General features: G+C 70.0%; 16 protein-coding genes. 9 read left to right on the forward strand and 7 right to left on the reverse strand.

The window, feature by feature from the left end; genetic code table 11:
* Window positions 1-132 precede the first annotated feature (132 nt).
* The gene (locus ACWEH3_RS31675; protein ID WP_450025737.1) at window positions 133-681 is read left to right on the forward strand and encodes a cysteine dioxygenase; all 549 of its coding nucleotides are present in this window, start codon (window positions 133-135) and stop codon (window positions 679-681) included.
* Window positions 678-1076 (forward strand): rhodanese-like domain-containing protein, encoded by a 399-nt coding sequence (locus ACWEH3_RS31680; RefSeq protein WP_450025735.1) that lies wholly within the window; start codon window positions 678-680, stop codon window positions 1074-1076. The genes ACWEH3_RS31675 and ACWEH3_RS31680 overlap by 4 nt, the downstream gene beginning before the upstream one ends.
* Before the next feature lie 18 nt (window positions 1077-1094).
* On the opposite strand, the gene ACWEH3_RS31685 is transcribed toward ACWEH3_RS31680, so the two are convergent.
* The 3 genes from ACWEH3_RS31685 to ACWEH3_RS31695 all read right to left on the reverse strand — a co-directional run bounded on the left by ACWEH3_RS31685 (window position 1095) and on the right by ACWEH3_RS31695 (window position 5423).
* Window positions 1095-3203 (reverse strand): protein kinase domain-containing protein, encoded by a 2109-nt coding sequence (locus ACWEH3_RS31685; protein ID WP_450025733.1) that lies wholly within the window; start codon window positions 3201-3203, stop codon window positions 1095-1097.
* 71 nt (window positions 3204-3274) lie between these two features.
* On the reverse strand, window positions 3275-3928 hold the full coding sequence (locus ACWEH3_RS31690) for a response regulator transcription factor (RefSeq protein ID WP_355078833.1): 654 nt from the start codon (window positions 3926-3928) through the stop codon (window positions 3275-3277).
* 181 nt (window positions 3929-4109) lie between these two features.
* The gene (locus ACWEH3_RS31695) at window positions 4110-5423 is read right to left on the reverse strand and encodes a sensor histidine kinase (protein WP_450025731.1); all 1314 of its coding nucleotides are present in this window, start codon (window positions 5421-5423) and stop codon (window positions 4110-4112) included.
* A 157-nt stretch (window positions 5424-5580) separates the two neighbouring features.
* On the opposite strand from ACWEH3_RS31695, the gene ACWEH3_RS31700 reads away from it, so the two are divergent.
* The 3 genes from ACWEH3_RS31700 to ACWEH3_RS31710 are packed head-to-tail and all read left to right on the forward strand — an operon-like array spanning window position 5581 to window position 9189.
* The gene (locus ACWEH3_RS31700; protein ID WP_450025730.1) at window positions 5581-5889 is read left to right on the forward strand and encodes a hypothetical protein; all 309 of its coding nucleotides are present in this window, start codon (window positions 5581-5583) and stop codon (window positions 5887-5889) included.
* A gap of 53 nt (window positions 5890-5942) precedes the next feature.
* A complete protein-coding gene (locus tag ACWEH3_RS31705; RefSeq protein WP_450025728.1) occupies window positions 5943-6650 on the forward strand; it encodes an ABC transporter ATP-binding protein in 708 nt (235 codons plus the stop codon).
* A 46-nt stretch (window positions 6651-6696) separates the two neighbouring features.
* Window positions 6697-9189, forward strand: coding sequence for an FtsX-like permease family protein (locus ACWEH3_RS31710; protein WP_450025726.1), 2493 nt, complete (start codon window positions 6697-6699; stop codon window positions 9187-9189).
* Between the two features lie 10 nt (window positions 9190-9199).
* Here ACWEH3_RS31710 and ACWEH3_RS31715 read toward each other — a convergent pair whose 3' ends face one another.
* A complete protein-coding gene (locus ACWEH3_RS31715) occupies window positions 9200-10981 on the reverse strand; it encodes a protein kinase domain-containing protein (protein WP_450025724.1) in 1782 nt (593 codons plus the stop codon).
* A 294-nt stretch (window positions 10982-11275) separates the two neighbouring features.
* Here ACWEH3_RS31715 and ACWEH3_RS31720 point away from each other — a divergent pair, with 294 nt between their 5' ends.
* The gene (locus ACWEH3_RS31720) at window positions 11276-12124 is read left to right on the forward strand and encodes a hypothetical protein (RefSeq protein ID WP_450025722.1); all 849 of its coding nucleotides are present in this window, start codon (window positions 11276-11278) and stop codon (window positions 12122-12124) included.
* 7 nt (window positions 12125-12131) lie between these two features.
* Here the strand turns inward: ACWEH3_RS31720 and ACWEH3_RS31725 are convergent, their stop codons facing one another.
* Window positions 12132-12797: a response regulator gene (locus ACWEH3_RS31725; protein ID WP_450025720.1), complete on the reverse strand. Its 666-nt coding sequence runs from the start codon at window positions 12795-12797 to the stop codon at window positions 12132-12134.
* A 316-nt stretch (window positions 12798-13113) separates the two neighbouring features.
* Entirely contained in the window at window positions 13114-14337 is a 1224-nt protein-coding gene (locus ACWEH3_RS31730; RefSeq protein ID WP_452358450.1) for a sensor histidine kinase, read from the reverse strand.
* Between the two features lie 167 nt (window positions 14338-14504).
* Here ACWEH3_RS31730 and ACWEH3_RS31735 point away from each other — a divergent pair, with 167 nt between their 5' ends.
* The 3 genes from ACWEH3_RS31735 to ACWEH3_RS31745 are packed head-to-tail and all read left to right on the forward strand — an operon-like array spanning window position 14505 to window position 17162.
* A complete protein-coding gene (locus ACWEH3_RS31735; protein ID WP_452358451.1) occupies window positions 14505-15299 on the forward strand; it encodes a hypothetical protein in 795 nt (264 codons plus the stop codon).
* The gene (locus tag ACWEH3_RS31740; RefSeq protein ID WP_450026706.1) at window positions 15296-16660 is read left to right on the forward strand and encodes an alpha/beta-hydrolase family protein; all 1365 of its coding nucleotides are present in this window, start codon (window positions 15296-15298) and stop codon (window positions 16658-16660) included. The genes ACWEH3_RS31735 and ACWEH3_RS31740 overlap by 4 nt, the downstream gene beginning before the upstream one ends.
* A gap of 55 nt (window positions 16661-16715) precedes the next feature.
* Complete coding sequence (locus ACWEH3_RS31745) at window positions 16716-17162, forward strand: SRPBCC family protein (RefSeq protein WP_450026708.1); 447 nt, start codon at window positions 16716-16718, stop codon at window positions 17160-17162.
* Between the two features lie 22 nt (window positions 17163-17184).
* Here ACWEH3_RS31745 and ACWEH3_RS31750 read toward each other — a convergent pair whose 3' ends face one another.
* Window positions 17185-17772: a TetR/AcrR family transcriptional regulator gene (locus ACWEH3_RS31750; protein ID WP_450026710.1), complete on the reverse strand. Its 588-nt coding sequence runs from the start codon at window positions 17770-17772 to the stop codon at window positions 17185-17187.
* Window positions 17773-17962 lie beyond the last annotated feature (190 nt).

A 17962-nucleotide genomic window follows, 5' to 3' on the forward strand; every position in this document is an offset into this window, starting at 1 on the left:
TGTGCGGCGGTGAAAGGCGAACGATGAATTTTATTCGCCCTGATCGTGATTCGTGGAAATCCGGGCGCGATGGCGGAGAATCCACGCGGCAGCCACGAGCCGCTCATCCGATCGATCCCGTCAGGAGCACATGTGACCACATCCGTTCCGGTGAACCTCAAGCACGCGCGCGATATCCATCCCGACATCGACGTGCCGCTGGTTCGAGACGCCATCCACCCGGAGCGGACGCTGTGGTCGCCCGCCGAGTTACACCGGTTGACCAGCTTGGTGGCCGCGGAATTGGCCACGCCGCTGCTGGACATCGTGCGCTTCGACGCCGAGCAGCGCTGGTGGACCCGCCTGGCCCTGACCATGGGCGTGGAGTTGTGGCTGCTGTCCTGGGCTCCTGGGCAGGGCACCGAACCGCACGACCACGGCGGCGCGTCCGGCTCGTTCACCATGACCGTGGGGGAACTCAGCGAGGAATATCTGCATCTGGGCGGGACGGTCAGGAAGGCGGAACGACGGGCAGGTGACACGGTCGGATTCGGTCCCGATCGAGCGCATCAGCTGCGCAACGACAAGCTGTGGCCCGCCGCGTCGGTGCATGCGTACTCTCCCCCGCTTCGGCCGGTCCGCGAATACCGTACGCTGGCTGACTTCGCAGGGACATCAGCGAGCGGAGTGGATGCACGATGAGTACAGGCGCCGAGGACATGGTGACCAGGGCCAGAGCGCAGCTGGAACGGGTGACGCCGGAGCAGGCCGCCGCGGTGCAGACCGAGGGCGGACTGATCGTGGACATCCGGCCGCACGCGAACCGCAGCGCCGAGGGTGAGATACCCGGCGCGGTCGTGGTCGAACGGATCGTCCTGGAGTGGCGCCTCGACCCGAACGGCGACCACCGGCTGCCTGGCGTCGCCGCCGACACCCCGGTGGTGATCGTGTGCAACGAGGGCTACGCCTCCAGTCTCGCGGCCGCCGACGGGCTGCGTCTGGGACTGCGTCAGGTGACCGACCTCGTCGGAGGGTTCCGAGCCTGGAAGGCGGCGGGCTTGCCGGTGGTCCCTGGCGGAAGCCCGGCCGTGCCGTAGCCGACCACCGCCGCACCGTCAGTAGACGTACACCACCGCGTTCTCGCCGCCGCTGCACGTGACGACCTGGCCTTCGGGCAGGCAGTTCATGGTGTAGCTGCGGCCGGTGACCGGGCTGGTCGCCACGACCGAGCGCGGCGCGTCACGAGTGGCGTTCTGCGTCTGGCCGAGTGCGGCATAGGCTCTGCGCACCTCCTCGGCGAACGCGCAGCTGGTCACGGCGGTACCCGTCGCCGACTGGGTGAACGTCCCGGCGACGGCCTGCCCTTGGCCGCACGGCTTCGCGCCCGCGGGCAGCGTGACCTGAGTCGGCTTCGCCGAGGTGGACGTGGCCGACGGGGCCGATGTCCGGCTCGGCGCCGCAGTGGTGGGCCCGGCCACCGGCGCGGACGCCTCGGAGTGCGCGGCGGCGGAGGTCGTCTCTACTTGCCCGCGGCCGAACGATTGCCAGGCGATCGCGCCGCCGACGGTCAGCGCGACGATGGCGAAAACGGCCACCATGATGGGCAGCGCTATGGAGCGGCTCGGACGAGACTCGGAGTAATCGGGCTGCTCGTCGTACTCGTCATAGCCGTACTCCGGTTCGTCGCGGCCCAGGGGGCGGCCGGTGCGCGCGGGGTAATCGCCATGCGGCGGATAGTCGGTGCGAGCCGCGTGTGCGTGGTGCGCTGCCGGCGCCAGATACTGGGTCGGGGCCGAGTCCGGTGCGGGAAAGTGGTCGGGCATGCCGTGCGGTGCGGGTGGCTGTTCTCGGTCCGGATACTGCGGGTAGTTCCCGAGCCCCGGATGCCTTTCGGCGAAGGCATTTTCGGGGGCCTGCGAATAGGGTTGCGGCGGCATATCGGAATATGCCTGCGCCACAGTCGGTTCCGCGTATACCCGCGTGGAATCCGGATCGGCGTACGCGGCGTCGTCCGCCTGTCCCGCGTACGCGGGATCGAAAACCCCCGGCGCGACTGAACCCTGCCCGAACGCCTGCGATGGCGGCGCGGCGGGCTCCGGCGCCTGCGGATATCCCGCCGCCTCCAGATACGCCTGGGTCTCCGGATACAGGTGCGCGTCCGGGAAGGGACGCATCGGAGGCAAGTCCACCTCCGGCGGGAACGGGGCTCGCGGCGGCTCCGGCGCATCAGCCGACGGAAGCGGCGTGAACTGGAACTCCGTCGGCCGGACCACCGTCGGCGCGCTCGGATGGATCACGGGCAGCTCGCCGGTCGGTTCCGGCGCGACCGCCGCACCGGCCTGCTGCGACCGGTCGGGCGCGCGCACCACCAGCGTCGGCCCGGTGGCAGGCGCCGAGGTGAGGGCGGCGCGGGCGCCCCTGGCCAGCGCGGTCGCGGTCGGGTAGCGGTCGGCCGGGTCCTTGGCCATACCGCGGTTCACCACCTCGTCCAATGCGGCGGGAATGCCACTGGCCTGCGCGCTCGGCCGCGGCGGCGGATCGGACATGTGCGATTTGATCAGCACGTTCATGCTGGCCGCCGGGAACGGCGTCGCCCCGGTCAGGCACTCGTGCAGCACGCAGGCCAGCGAGTAGACGTCGGCGCGGCCGGTCACCGGGCCGACGTCGAAGCGCTCCGGAGCCATGTAGATGTAGGAGCCGACGGCCATGCCGACCAGCGTCACCGCGCTGTCGCCTTCGGTGTGCGCGATACCGAAATCGGCGAGATACGCGAAATCCGCGTCCGTGACCAGAATATTCGCCGGTTTCACGTCGCGATGCACCAGATTGTTCGCATGCGCGGCGTCGAGCGCCGAGGCGATCTGCTCGATGATGGCGACGGCGCGAGCGGGGCTCAGCGGACCCTTGCCGCGCAACAGGGTGCGCAGGTCGACGCCCCGGACCAGCCGCATGTCGATGAACAGCACCCCGTCGATGACGCCCCAGTCGTGGATCGGGATGACGTGCGGTTCGGCCAGCCGTGCCGCGGCCTGCGATTCGCGCCGGAAACGCAGTTGGTACGTCGGGTCTTTGGCGAGTTCTTCGGAGAGCAGTTTGACCGCGACCACCCGGTCCTTGACCGTGTCGTACGCCTCGTATACCTCCCCCATTCCCCCCTTGCCCAGCAACGACCGCAGTTCGTACGGCCCGAACCGCGTCCCGGTTCTCGGCCCAGGTTCCTGCACCCCGTCATCCTCCGCATCCCGGGCCTGGAACGCACACCGAGATCACGCGGTACGCGACCGGAGCCTGCCCGTCATAGATTGGATTCTCCGGGTGTCACCACCCCGTGGTCAAACGCGAACACGATCGCCGCGGCCCGATCCCGCAGCTCGAGCTTGCCGAAGATATGCCCCACATGACTTTTCACGGTCACTTCCGAGATGCCGAGTTCACGAGCGATTTCCGCGTTCACCCGGCCGCGCCCGATCAGTTCGAGCACCTCGTATTCGCGCGCGGTCAGCTCGGACAGGCGTGCGTCCGTGGTGGTGCGCACCGGGCGTACGGTGCGGTAGGCCGACAGCACGCGTCCGGTCACCGCGGGGTCGAGCCAGGCGCCGCCGCCCGCAACCATCCGTACCGCGCGAATGAGATCCTCGGCGGGCGAGTCCTTGAGGATGAATCCGGCCGCGCCCGCGCGCAGCGCTCCGGACAGCAACTGATCGTCGTCGAAAGTGGTGAGCACCAGGACCGGCGGAGCCCCGTCGCGCGCCCGCAGCATCCTGGTCGCGTCGATGCCGCCGACCCGTTTCATCCGCAGGTCCATCAGCACCACGTCGGGGCCGACCTCCGCGACGGCGGCGGGCACCTCGTCGCCGTCGGCGCATTCGGCGACCACGAATCCGTCCCGCCTGCGCAGGATGCGCCGCAGACCGCCGCGCACGAGTTCCTGGTCGTCGACCACCAGCACGGTTACGGCGTCCTCGCCACTGGCGGGTGTCGTCACGCTCACGACCGCACCCCGGTGGCGTTCGGCTCCGACCTGCACGACGGCACGCTCCGTTCTCGGTTCACTCGCCGGTGAACGCGCACAACGCCACCTCGTCGCCCGGACCCGGCAACGCCCGATGCTCCGGTTCGCCGACGCTCGCTCACGAACCCTCCCGTCCGGTGGTGGAGGTTCCCGGCAGCGCCGAACACGAGAATCCGCCGCGACCGGGCGCGAGCGGAATACCGGCGCGCACCGACCAGCCGCGGCCGGACGGGCCCGCCGTCATGTGGCCGCCGAGCAGTTCGGCGCGCTGCCGCATACCGGACAGACCCATGCCCGCGCCGCGCTGGGCGGGCAGCCCGGCGGGCACCGTGTTGTCCACCGTGAGAGTGACCATCGTCGTGTCCACCGCGACCCGGATCCTGGCGGACGCGCCGTGCGCGTGTTTGACCACGTTCGCCAGCGACTCCTGGCCGATCCGGTACAGCGCGAGCCCGACCGCGGGCGACACCGCGCCGAGATCGCCCTCGCGGTCGTAGCGAACGTCCAGACCGGCCCGCACGAAATCGCCGACCAGATCCTCGATGTCCTCCACACCCGGCTCCGGCGCCTGTTTCCAGGGGCGCGCGTCGAGCAGGCCCACCGTGCGGCGGATGTCGGCCATCGCCTGCCTGCCGAGCCGTTCGGCGTCGGTCAGCGCTTCCACGGCTTCGTCCACGTCGCGGTCGGTCTGCAGCGCGTGCCGGGCGGCGGTGAGATGCAACAGCGTGACGCTCAGCGAGTGCGCGATCACGTCGTGCACTTCCCGGGCGATCCGGTGCCGCTCCTCGTCGGCAGCCTGCGCGGCGCGAATGTCCTGATACCCGCGTTCCTGGTAGAGGAAGCGGCGCTGGTACTGCAGCATCAACCCGGCCATCCAGCCGAAGGCGATGCCGACCAGATAGGTGGGCAACCCCTCGGTCACATGGCCGATCACGGCGAAGGCGACCAGTTGCAGCATCATCGCGATCGTGACCGGGATGCTGACCCGTTTCGGCGCGATCGCCGCGATCTCGCCCGCGGCGGCCACGAGGACGAACGGCGCGAAATCGGCCTCGACCGGTTGAGCGAGGAACAGCGCCTCGGCCGTCATAGCCACCACGCCGAGCAGCAGCGGGCGCGGCAACACGCCGAGCAACGCGTGCAAGGGACCGAAAACGCAGGTCAGTAGCACCGCCACAATCGGAAGCAGGGTCGGGAAATAGCTGTGCCGCTGGATCGCCGCCGCGACCGCCACGGCGAAGACCGCGATGTCGACGCTGACGATCACCGAGGGCGGGTAGTCGTAGGGCAACTCCTCGACGCTGCGCCGGAAGGCCGCGACCGGATCGCGTGCGAACTCGGCGCACCGCTCCCCGACCCGCCGCATCGAGGCCCGCGCGCGGCCCGCGCGAGGCGTACCTGGCGGTGCTTCGGATACGCCGGTCGAACCCATTCTGTAAGGCTAGCCGCCGGATCCGGGCCGGTACATCGTCCCGCGAGCGGGCCGCCACTCCTACCGTGGTCGGAGACGCATTCGGGTCCCTGGCACGACGACAACAAGACGGTCGCGTCCGTAGCGTTGGCGGTATTCACAGAGGAAGGCGATGGCCATGTCCTGGACGGATCAGCACGCTCGAACCGACATCGTGCACACCGTACTCACCCGCGCGGCGCTCGACCCGGCCGATCCCGACCTGTTCACGGGACTCCCCGATCTGGATCGGCTGTTCGGCGGCGAGGACGGGCTCCTGCTCACATTGCGCTACCGGTGGAATCTCCACTTCGCCGCGAAACTCGATCAGGGATCGACGGCGATGGAGGCCTATCTCGAACTGGCGGCCGAGCAGCCGGTGCTGCGCGCGGTGCTCGACGCACAGTATCGTCGCCGCAAACTCGCGTCGGAGGCCATGGCGCGGTAACGCGCGATGAGGAACGAAGAACTTTGATCGACCATACGGAGCGGGGGACGACGATGCCGGAACCGGCAATGCTGGAACTATCGGGCGTGACGAAGGAGTATCGGGTCGGCGGCCAGGCGGTCCGCGCACTCGACGACGTCGCATTGCGCATCGAGACAGGGGAATTCACCTCGATCATCGGGCCGTCCGGTTCCGGCAAGAGCACCCTGTTGCATCTGCTCGGCGCGCTGGACAGTCCCGACGCGGGCTCGATCCGGTTCCGGGGCGAAGAGATCGGCTTGCTGGACGAGGAGCAGCAGTCGGAATTCCGGCGTCACCAGGTGGGATTCGTCTTCCAATTCTTCAACCTGCTGCCCACGCTCTCGGCGTGGGAGAACGTGGCGATACCGAAACTGCTGGACGGCACGGGTTTGCGCAAGGCCAAGCCGCGCGCCCTGGAGTTGCTCGACCGAGTGGGCTTGGCGGCGCGGGCCGAACACCGCCCAGCCGAATTGTCCGGCGGGCAGATGCAGCGGGTGGCGGTGGCGCGGGCGTTGATCATGGACCCGCCACTGATCCTGGCCGACGAGCCCACCGGCAATCTCGACTCCAAGACCGGCGCCGCCATTCTCGAGTTGCTCGGGGAGATCGCCGCATCGGGCAGTTCGGTGGTGATGGTGACCCACGACATGGGCGCGGTGACCTACTGCGACCGTGTGATCACCCTGCGCGACGGCCGGATCGGGTCCAACGACAAGGTCGAGCGGACGGTCAACGCGTGAACGGTCGGCGGCGCTGCGTGGACATGCGGGCGAGAAGGGAAACAGCATGATCGGCGCGGCGTGGGATCGTCTGCGGCTGTTCAATATCGGCGAGCTGCTCGCCCATCGCGGCCGCACCTTCATGTCGCTGATCGTGATGGGCGTGTCGGCGTCGCTGCTGGTGGCGGTGCTGAGCATCTCCGGCTCGGTCACCGGCTCGGTGGACAGACTGACCCGCGGCCTTGGCGGGAAGGCGCAGCTGGAGGTCAGCGGGATCACCGACGCGGGATTCGACCAGCAATTGCTGCGGCGGATCGCGACCACACCCGGCGTCGCGGTGGCGGTGCCGATGCTGCGGGCGCAGATCGGCACCGGCGCCGACCGCGCGCTGCTGATCGGCGCCGACTCGAACATCGGCGCGCTGGGCAGCGAATTGACCGCTCCGATGAGCGCTTTCACGGGGAAGCTGCTCTCGGTGCCCAATGGGGTGCTGGTGGGCACCGGGCTCGGCCGCGCCGAGGGCGAGCGGTTCGCGCTGGGCGGCACGACGGTCACGGTCGCGGGTGTCCTCGACGCGGAGACCTCCCGGAAACTCAACGACGGCCACCTCATCGCCGCCCCGCTCGGGCTCGCGCAGACGATCACGGACCGGACCGGGCGGCTGGACTCGGTGCAGATCATTCCCGCTCATGGCGCCGATCTCGGCCAGGTGCGCGCGGCACTCACCGACGCGGTGGCCGGCCGCGCGGTGGTGGCCGAGCCGAGTCTGCGCACCGCGCAGGCGGGCGGCGCGGTGCAGATCGTCCGCTACTCCACCACCATGGCGTCGGCGGCCGCGCTGATCGTCTCGGCGTTTCTCATCTACAACGCGATGAGCATGGCGATCGCCCAGCGCAGGCCGATGCTCTCGCTGCTGCGCGCGATCGGCGGCAAGCGCGGCCCGATGGTGCGCGACCTGCTGGCCGAGGCGGCGCTGCTCGGCGTGCTCGGCGGCGCGGTCGGCGCGGCGCTGGGTGTGTTCATGGGCAGCATCGCGATCGGCACACTGCCCACCGCGATCGTGCAGTCCGTGGAGGCGCGCACCGAATACTCGGTGCCCTGGTACGTGATTCCGTTCGCCGTCGTGGCCTGCGTGTTCACCAGCGTGCTCGCGGCCTCCCTCGCCGCCCGCCAGGTGTACAAGGTCCAGCCCATCGAGGCGCTGGCTCCGGTCGGAGCGGGCCGGACCGACACCGCGAGCCCGCTGCTGCGCTGGCTCGCCGTCATCGCGGGTGGCGGGCTGGCCGGGGCGGCGGTGCTGATCGCGAGCAGCGATCTCGGCCGCTACTCGCTGACCGCGATCTCGATGTCGTTCATCGCCGCGATCCTGATCTGTTTCGCCGCGACCGGCCCGATCGTGCGGGCCGCGGCGGGGATCGCGCGCTGGTTCCGCGCTCCCGGCGCACTGGGCGCGACCACGCTGGAGCGTGCACCGCGGCGCGTGTGGGCGACGGCGATGACGGTGATGATCGGTGTCGGGGCCACCGTCGGCATGAGCGGCGCATCCAGCAACATGATCGACTCGGCCACGGTCACTTTCACCGATCTGGCCCGCAACGACGTCTACGTCAGCCCCGCCTCGATGGCGCAGTTCCCGACCGGGCCGCTGCTGCCCGCGGATCTGGCGGGCAAGCTCGCGGCGGTGCCCGGCGTCGCGCATCTCAGCCCGGCGCAGATGGCCTTCGCCACGCTGGGCGGCAGTCGCGTGATGCTGCAAGGGTTTCCGCCCGACGCCAGGGAAACGCGGATGCGCATGCTCACCGACGAATCGGTCGCCCGGCTGTCGGCCGGGGAAGGCGTGGCCATCTCGCGCGACGTGGCGCGCTCACTCGGCGTCGGCGCGGGCGCGGAACTCACCCTGCCGACCCCGACCGGCCCCCACACCGTGCGTGTGTTGCAGGTGATTCCGTACTTCTCCGCCATCGCCGGCGTGGTGATGATGGACCTGAACCTGATGCGCAACTGGTACGAGCGGCCCGGGGAGACGGTCATCGCGGTCGACATCGCGCCCGGCGCCGACCGCGCGGCGGTGTTCGCGGCGATACGGCAAGTGGTGCCGCCGGAGTTGAACGTGGACACCGGCGCGGACACGGTGGTGGCCGCTTCGTCGAGCATCCGGCAGGGCATGGCGATGAGCAACGCCATTCTCTGGATCGTGGTGCTGGTCGCCACGGTCGCGTTGCTCAACACGTTGATGCTCTCGGTGCTGGAGCGCCGCAGGGAACTCGGCGTACTGCGTGCCATGGGCACCGGGCGCAAGTTCCTGATGCGCTCGGTGCTGGCCGAGGCCGCCGGTATCGGGATCGTCGGCGCGGTGCTGGGTCTGGCGCTCGGCGCGTCGGTGCAGTTCCTGGGCACGGTCGCCATCGGACATGCCCTGACCATCGACGTCGCCTACCGGCCGAGCCCGATGCTGCTGGTCTACGCCGTGATCGCGCTGGCGCTGGCGCTGCTCGGGTCGATTCCACCCGCGTTGCGGGCGGCCCGGCTGCCCATCGTGGAGGCGCTTGCCGTCGACTGAGACTCCGGGTTCACAGCGGCAGGTCGGCGAACCAGGTCTTGAATTTCGCCGAGGTGATGCCGAACCCGGAGTTCGGCATGCTGTCGGTGAGGGTCACCGTGGCGAACAGCAGGTAGTTCGACCGGGCCGGGTCGTGGGCGAAGTCGACGACGAGATAGCCGTCCGGCAGTCCGCTCGCCTTCTCCTGCCACCGGTAGGTCGAATACGACTCGCCGTTGTTGCGTTCGGTCGTCGCGGTATTCGACGGCAGGTCCCGCACCGCGGCCTGGGCGTCGGCGGACGACTTGAAGCCGATGAGGACGTAGTCGGGCTCGTCGATCGGTGTGCCCCAGCAGTTCCAGGCCGTCGCCCAGTTCGGGAAGTCGGGTACGCCGTTGGCGCTGGACACCTTGCCGCCCGGCTTGGCGGTGCCGAGGAAGCAGGTCTTGCCGCGATATCCGGGGCCGGAGCCGATGTCGTATTTCGTATCGACGCCTTGCGGCAGCAGCTTGGGGAACGCTTCGGCGAGCTTGTCCGCGGCGGACGGGCCCGACGGCGTCTTGGTGGGGAGGTCCAGCGGCGACGCGGAATTCGAGAATCCGACCTTCGCGACGACGATGCCGATGCCGACCAGCAGCGCCACGATCACCAGGACGATGGTCACGATCAGGCCGGTATTGGAGCGGCCCTGCGAAGGATAATTCGGCTGGTGGGGCGGATAGGCGATCGGTGCCGGAGCGGAAGGCGGCGGCGCAGGGTAACTCGGCTGCGGAGCCGCCGCGGCATAGCCATTGGACGCCGAGAACTGCTGGCCGCTCATGGGATTCGGGTTGTACTGCGGTGGAGCGGTATAGCCAGGGGCGGAGGCGGTGGGGACGTAGGTTGGCGGACTCGCCTCCGGCCCGGGATAGGCCGGTTGCGCGAGGACGGTGGGCGCGGGCTGCGGTTGGTACTGCGCGGCCACCACCGTCGGAGCGGGCTCGGTGAGCGCTCGCCGTGCGGCCGAGGCGAATTCGACGCAGGAGACGTATCGGTCGTCGGGTCGCTTCGCCATGGCCTTGGCGATCACCGCGTCCAGCGCGGGCGACAGACCGGCGCGCCGGGCCGCGACGGAGGGCGGCGGCAACTGGAGGTGGCCGCGGATGATGTCGGCGGGTGCTGGCGCGTCGAACGGGGCGACGCCGGTCAGCAACCAATACAGCGCGCACGCCAGCGAGTACTGATCGGAGCGGTGGTCCAGGTGGGCCCCGGTCATCTGCTCGGGCGAGGCGTAGGCCAGCGTCGCGGTGAACATGCCGGTCTGGGTCAGGTGGGTGGAATCCTCACGCAGCCGGGCGATACCGAAATCGGTGAGGAAGACCCGTTCACCGTGGCCGCCCACCGCGCGGGCCAGCATGATGTTCGCCGGCTTGACGTCGCGGTGCAGCACCCCCATCCCGTGCGCGTAGTCCAGGGCGGACGCGACGCCTTCGACGATCTGCACGGCACGCTCCGGCGGCAGGCTCTGCGGGTTCACCGTGGCCGCGTCGACGCCGTCGACGTACTGCATGGAGATCCACAGCTGCTCGTCCTCGGTACCGCGGTCGTACACCGCGACGATGTTCGGATGGTCCAACTGCGCCGCCAGGTCCGCCTCCCGCTCGAAGCGGGCCCGGACCTCCACGTCGGTGAACAACTCCCGGTTGAGCAGTTTGAGCGCGGTCTGCCGAGGAAGTCTGGGATGACGGGCGAGATACACCGATCCCATGCCGCCCTGACCGAGGAGCTTCTCTATGGTGAACCCGGCGAACACCGCACCGCTGTCGAGCAACACGCCCCCTTCAGGTGACCGCTTTCCTACCGATCCTGGAGCCTACCGGGTGACGCCGTGGCCACGGGGTTTCGAATTCTCCGGGAAGATCGGCAAAACTATGTTCGAGACATCGTGCCGTCGACGCCGCCGCGCGCCGCGGTGATGTCTCCTGTCCGGTCACCGATCGGACGGGCCCGATGAGATATTTTGCACCGCCGTTCTACAGCGCGACGCGTCACCGGTGGTGGGGAGGACTCGGTGGTGAGGTCGACGAGATCTGCTTCGACGTGTCGTTCTGCGCTACGCGCGGGAGCGATGGTGGTGCTGCTCACGCTGACCTCGTGCACGCTGCTTCCGGGTGATCGAGCCCACACCGATTCCCCAGCAGTGGTCGTCGACACCGCGGGGGCGTGGCGACCACGGCTCGCGGTGTCCATGCCCGACTCGCTGGCCGCCGATTTCACCCAGTTGCAGCCGCAGCTGGGCGGACAGGTCGGCATGGCGATCATGCCCGTCGGCGGCGGCCGGATGACCGTCTTCGGCGACTGGGCCACCGGCATCGCGTGGTCGACGATCAAGGTGCCGCTCGCGATCGCGGCGTTGCGGCACGACCCCCAGGAGGGCATCATCCACGACGTGGAGGCCGCTATCACGTGGTCGGACAACGACGCCGCCGAGGCGCTGTGGCAATCGCTCGGCGACGGGCTGGAAGCGGCCAAGGCGGTGCAGGACGTGATCGACGAGGCGGGCGACGCCACGACCGGGGTGGCGGGCCCGCGCACCACGCTGGACTACACCTCCTTCGGCGGCACCGAATGGACGCTGGCCAATCAAGCCCGCTTCGCCTCCCGGCTGCCGTGCCTGCCCGAGTCGTTCCAGGTCACCGAGCTGATGACAAAGATAACGCCCGAGCAGGCTTGGGGTCTGGGCGTCCTGGAGGGCACGGCCTTCAAAGGCGGCTGGGGCCCCGACGACGACACCGGCGTCTACACCGTCCGCCAGTTCGGCCTGGTGCCGGTGCGGTCCGGCATGGTCGCCGTCGCGCTGGCGGCAACGGCCGATTCCGGCAGCTTCGACGACTCCACCACCATCCTGAGCCGGATGGCGCGGATGCTCGGCCGTCATCTCGACGAACTGCGCGGCGGGTCCTGCCCGCCGATGTGAATCCGGCTCAGCCCGGGGTGACCAGGCCGGTTTCGTAGGCCAGCACCACGGCTTGCGCCCGGTCGCGCAGATTCAGCTTCGAGAACACCTTGGAGACATGGGTTTTCACGGTTTGCTCGGCCACGAACAGGGTTTCGGCGATCTCGGTGTTCGACATGCCTTTCGCGATCAGTTCCAGCACTTCCCGCTCCCGGGGAGTCAGCGCGGACAGCTGCGGCGACGGCTTGGCGCGAGCAGCGCTGCGGCGGCGGGTGACATCGGCGATGAGTCTGCGGGTGACCGTGGGCGCGAGCAACGCCTGACCGTCGGCGACCACCCGCACCGCGCGGACCAGTTCCTCGGCGGGCGCGTCCTTGAGCAGGAACCCGCTGGCACCGAGGCTCAGCGCCTCGTAGACGTAGTCGTCGATGTCGAAGGTGGTGAGCATCAGCACGCGCACCGGCGGGTCGAACCCGGCCGCCAGGATGGCGCGGGCCGCGTCGAGCCCGTTCATCTCCGGCATGCGCACATCCATCAGCACGACGTCCGGACGCAGCCGCTTCGCCTCGGCCACCGCGACCTTGCCGTCCGCCGCGTCGCCCACCACGCTGATATCCGGCTGCGCGGCCAGCAGCGCCCCGAACCCCTGACGGACCATCGCCTGGTCGTCGGCGATCAACACCGTAATTGCCACCAGCTCACCCTAATTGCACCGTACGACCGGGCGTCGCGCCGACCAGACCCACGAGCATACGAGGGCCGACTGCGCCGACTTTGCATCGACGGGCACGCTCGGCCCGTGTCCGAGGCCAGCTCGTCTGATCGCCGCTCGGGCGCTGCCGGCCACGGTCTGCTCCGATGCGCTGTCGCGACACCGCTCAACTCCCGATTCGGTGTCGTGCCCGGCAGCCTCGGGTGCTGTGTGCAACGGCAGCACCTGCCTTCCGTCGCTGCCTCCGATCGGCATCGCAGGAACCCGCGGCGCACCGCGCTTCCTCGCCCGGCGCTGCTCAGCGTCCTGGTTCGCCGGGCACCGCGCCGGCACCGACAGCAGCGGCTTCCGGCACGGCGAGCGGGAAGCGCGCGTGGACCCGGAATCCGCCGTCCGCGCGCGGCGCCGCCGTCACCTCGCCGCCCACGGCCAGCGCTCGCGCCTGCATACCCGCGATGCCGTGGCCGCCGTTGCCGACCGTCCGGGCGGGCGTGGCTCCCGGCTCGTTCTCGACGTCGAGCAGCAGCTCCGCGTCGCGGGCGATGCGCACCTGGACCGGCGCGCCCGGGGCGTGCCGGGAGGCGTTGGACAGTGATTCCTGCACGACGCGGAACAACGCGAGGCCGGTGGTCTCCGGGATCGTGTCCAGCGCACCCTCGACGGTCCACTCGATGCGGACACCAGCGCGGCGCGCGCCTTCGAACAGGCCGATCACGTCGGCCGCCTTCGGCTGGGGCGCGTGCTCGGGCAACTGGCCGTCGCTGCGCAGCACACCCAGCATGCCGCGGATCTCGTTGAGCGCTTCGCGCGCCGTGGCGCCGATCGACTCGAACTCGGCGCGCGCGGCCGGGGTGACGCCCTCGACCCGGTACGGCGCGGTCTGCGCCTGCACCACCACCAAGGACATGTGGTGGGCGACGACGTCGTGCAGATCGCGGGCGATGCGCGCCTTCTCCTCCAGAATCGCCCGGCGGGCGCGCTCGAGTTCGTTCTCCTCTTCCTGACGCACCAGTTGCCGCCGCGACAGCGCCAGCCAGCGGACGAGCAGTCCGAACAGCACCAGCGCGGCCAGCGCGATCGGCCAGCCCCACGCGGCGTTCGCGAACGCTTCGCCCTCGCCGGGCATGGTGGTCGCGAACAGCAGGGCGGTCGCTGCCCAGGACACCGCCACGATCTGTCCCGGGGCGCGCAATGCCACCGCGAACAGCAGCACCAGCACACAGAGCACGTGCACGACCTGGAACGGCAGGTCGTTGTTCGGCTGATGCGGGATCGCCAGCGCGATCACCAGCGCGGAGCCCGCCGAGATGGCCCAGCCCAGCGCCGGGTTGACCCGGACGAGCAGCACCGGGAACGCGGCGAGCGCCGCGATGAACGGCTGCGCCGCGGCGGGCACCGCGTGGGTCAGGTGCAGGGTCGGCCAGGCCACCGCGTACCAGATCAGCGCGACCAGCACCGTGCCCAGGTCGAACCAGGTCCGCGCGTCCAGCCGTCGCGTCCAGTCGCGACTTTCTCGGTTCATGCCTACGACACTAGGAACTCCCAGTTCACCGCGGCCTCATACCCACGGGTGATTTCCGCCCCGATACCCCGGTGTGAGGCGGCGCGGCGGCTCACCCGGCGGCAGGGCGGGCAAAACCTCCCCGGGCGTGAGGTGGGTCCGGAAAGCCGGCCCCTAACGTCGTCGCCATGAGCACACCGACCAGCGCCGGGCGCGAGACCCGGTTCGCTTCGGCCGTAGGAGCCCGAAATCATTCCGCCGCAGCCTCTTCCGTCACCGCGCACACGCGACGCTACGCCGCGCTCACCGCGACCGCGCTGACCACCATGGCGGCGACGGTCTTCCTCTCCCCCGCCCCGCAGGCCGCCGCGGCGGCCGCGCCGATCGAGAGCCCGCAGGCGAGCGCCGCCGTCGCCGAGCTGGCCGCCGGTGGCCCCGACGCGCTCACCGCGATCCCGGCGGACTTCGTCGCGTCATTCGGTTACCGGCCCAGCACGGTGGACGGTTTGCTGGTCGATCCGGACGGCGACTGCTCGTCCCCGGTGACGCTGCCCGCCGAGTTCGACACCGCGTGCAAGGCCCATGACCTCGGCTACGACCTGTTGCGCTACGCCGACCAGCGCGGCGAACCGTTGGGCCCGTGGGCCCGGCAGGCCCTCGACGCGTCGCTGGACCGGCAGATGCACCAGGCCTGCGCCACCCGCGTGGACCCGTTCTCCCGCGCCCGCTGCGATGCGATGGCATCGATCGCGAACACCGCCGTCGATCTGAACTCGCGGCGGCAGGATTACGGCGCACCGGTGGTCGAGCCCCTGTTCGACGCCGCCGAGTCCGGCTCGGCGTCGAGCTGGAAGCTGCTCGGCGTGCTCGCCGCCGGAATCGCCGGTCTGAGCGCGGCTCTCGTCGTCCACAACCGGCGGCGTGGCTCCGCACTCGCGGATTGCCCGCCACCCGCGTCCGTCGCGGCAACGGTGCGGCGATGACGGCGTTCCTGAACCGCCGTCTCCGATTCCAGGTGCGACCGCCGCGGATCGGCACGACACTCGGCATCGGGCTCGGCACACTGGCGTCGTTGGCCCCGGGTCTGCTCCCTCGCACACCGGGCGCGCAAGCCGTGCTGACCGGGCTCCTCGCGGCGCTGACGCTCGGCGTGGCCGCAACGCTGCGAATCATCGTGCGGCGACGGGGTTTCGACTTCGATCGGCACCATGCGTGGCTGCGGCTGCCCCTGCTGATCGCGATATCGGTGCTGGTGGTGGGAGCAGCGGCGAACGCGGGACACTGGCAGAACCGGCTGCGCGCCGCGATGGGCACGCCGCCGATCGGCGCCGACTACTGGGTGCGCTGCGCGCTCGGCGCGGCGCTGATCATCGGGCTGTTCGCCGCCGCCACCCGCTCGATCGCCTGGGCTTGGCGGAAACTGGGCTGGTCGCGGGGCGTCTCGCTGGCCGCCGTCGCGGCGGTGCTGCTGTATCTCGTCGGTGTGCCCGCGGTGGTCGGATGGCGGGAGGCGGCGTACGCGCGGGCCAACGCCGAGCTGGATCCCACTCTGGTGCGACCGGTTTCGCACGCCGGATCGGGTAGCGCGGAGTCGGCGGTGAGCTGGACGTCGCTGGGCGCCGAGGGGCGCAAATTCGTGAGCGACCCGTCGGTGCGCGCCGTGCGGGTCTACGTCGGGGTGGCCTCCGCACCCGACCTGGACAGCCGCGTCGCGCTGGCGATCCGGGAACTGGAACGGTCGGGCGGCTTCGCGCGCTCGCACCTGGTCGTCACGGTGCCCACCGGATCGGGTTGGATCGACGCGAACGCCGTGGCGGGGTTCGATCGGCGCTTCGGCGGTGACGTGGCGCTGGTCGGGCTGCAATACTCCTATCTCCCGAGCTGGGCGACGTTCGTGTTCGGCCGGGAATCGGCGGTGACGGCCGCTCGCGCCCTGTTCACCGCCGTCGAGCGCCACATCCGAAGCCTGGCGCACAAGCCGAAGCTGTACCTGTACGGGCAGAGCCTGGGCGCTCTGGGCGGCAACGCAGTCTTCGCCGACGACGCCGAGCAGGACGACCGAACCTGCGCGGTTCTTTGGGCGGGCCCACCGGCCAACGATGTCCACCGCGCCGGCGCGACCGTGCTGGCCAACAGCTCGGATCCGGTGATCCACTGGTCGCTTTCCCAGCTGTGGCGCGCGCCCGACCTCACCGGCGCCCGCGTCGACGCTCCGGTTCCGCGATGGCTTCCGGTGGTCAGCTTCGCGCAGACCACCGCCGATCTGCTCGCCGCGCTGCACGCTCCGCCGGGCCACGGCCACCGGTACGGCCCGGACCAAGGGACGGCGATGGGCTCGTGCTGAGCTGTTCGGCGCGCCACTCACCCGCAACCGCCATAGAACATGTTCTAATTTCTCCATGGCCTTCGTCATCGACCTCGCTGCCGACATCGACGCCCCAGCCGACCTGGTGTGGCAGGTGATCACCGACTTCCCGCGCTACGGCGAATGGAATCCCTTCGTCACGGAGTGCCGCAGTTCGCTGGTGCCCGGCGAGCCGATCGACATGCTCGTCCAGGTCTCCGGCTCGAAGCCGCGCAAGCAGCGGGAATGGATCCGCTCGCACACCCCGGGCCGCGAGCTGAGTTACGCGATGAAACCCGTGCCCCTGGGCGCGCTGCACAGCCTGCGCTCCCATACCGTGACGCCGCTTCCGGACAACCGCGCTCGCTACGAATCCCATTTCGAACTCGGCGGATGGCTGCATCCCGTGGTCGTCGCATCGCTGGGCAAGAATCTGCGCCGGGGTTTCGAGGGCATGACCGACGGCATCCAGAAGCAGGCCGAATCCCTGCGGGCTTCCTGAAGGCGGAGCAGACCGGGAGGGTTCACGCGCGCAGATAGGCCAGCGCGGCGTCGAGCGCGGCATCGGCGTAGGCCTCGGTGAGGCCACCGAGCCCGAGCGACCACCGCATCTGCATCGGACCGAGCAGCAGATCGACGGCGAGCTCGAGGTCGAGGTCCGCGCGCAGTTCACCGGTGGCGACCGCGGCGGCCAAACGGTCGGCGACGGCGGTGCGCTGAGGCAGCAACAGATGCTCACGGTAGGCGGCGCCCAACTCGGCGTCCTGCTGGATCTCGATGTACATCGCGCGGAGGAAGGATTCGGACCCGGGATCGGTCAGCGCGACGACCGAACCGCGCAGCAACTGGCGCAGATCGGCGGCGATGTCGCCGGTGTCGGGTAGCGCCGGACCCTGCGGCCCCGAATCGGCTTCGAGCATGGCATCGAACACCACCGCCCCCTTCGACGGCCACCAGCGGTAGATCGTCTGCTTGCCGACGCCCGCGCGGGCGGCGATGGCCTCGATGCCCAGTTTCGCGTAGGACACCTCACGGATCAGCTCGGCGGTCGCGGCGAGTATCGCCGCACGGGAGCGCTCGCTGCGGCGCGCGGCGGTGGGAGTCTCGGGCATGCCGTCACGGTAGCAGAGTACGAGACGAAACGTCTCGTCTTGACAAGGCGCGGCCGGATTGGCACGGTATCCGACGAGACGGAGCGTCTCGCGACGAAAGGACTCTCAATGACCGTGTCAAGCCGCAGCAGTCGTCGGGGCGGGTGTGTCGAGGCTGAATTCACGTCCGTCGCGCAGCAGTGCCCACAGC

Source organism: Nocardia sp. NPDC004718 (assembly GCF_053601535.1).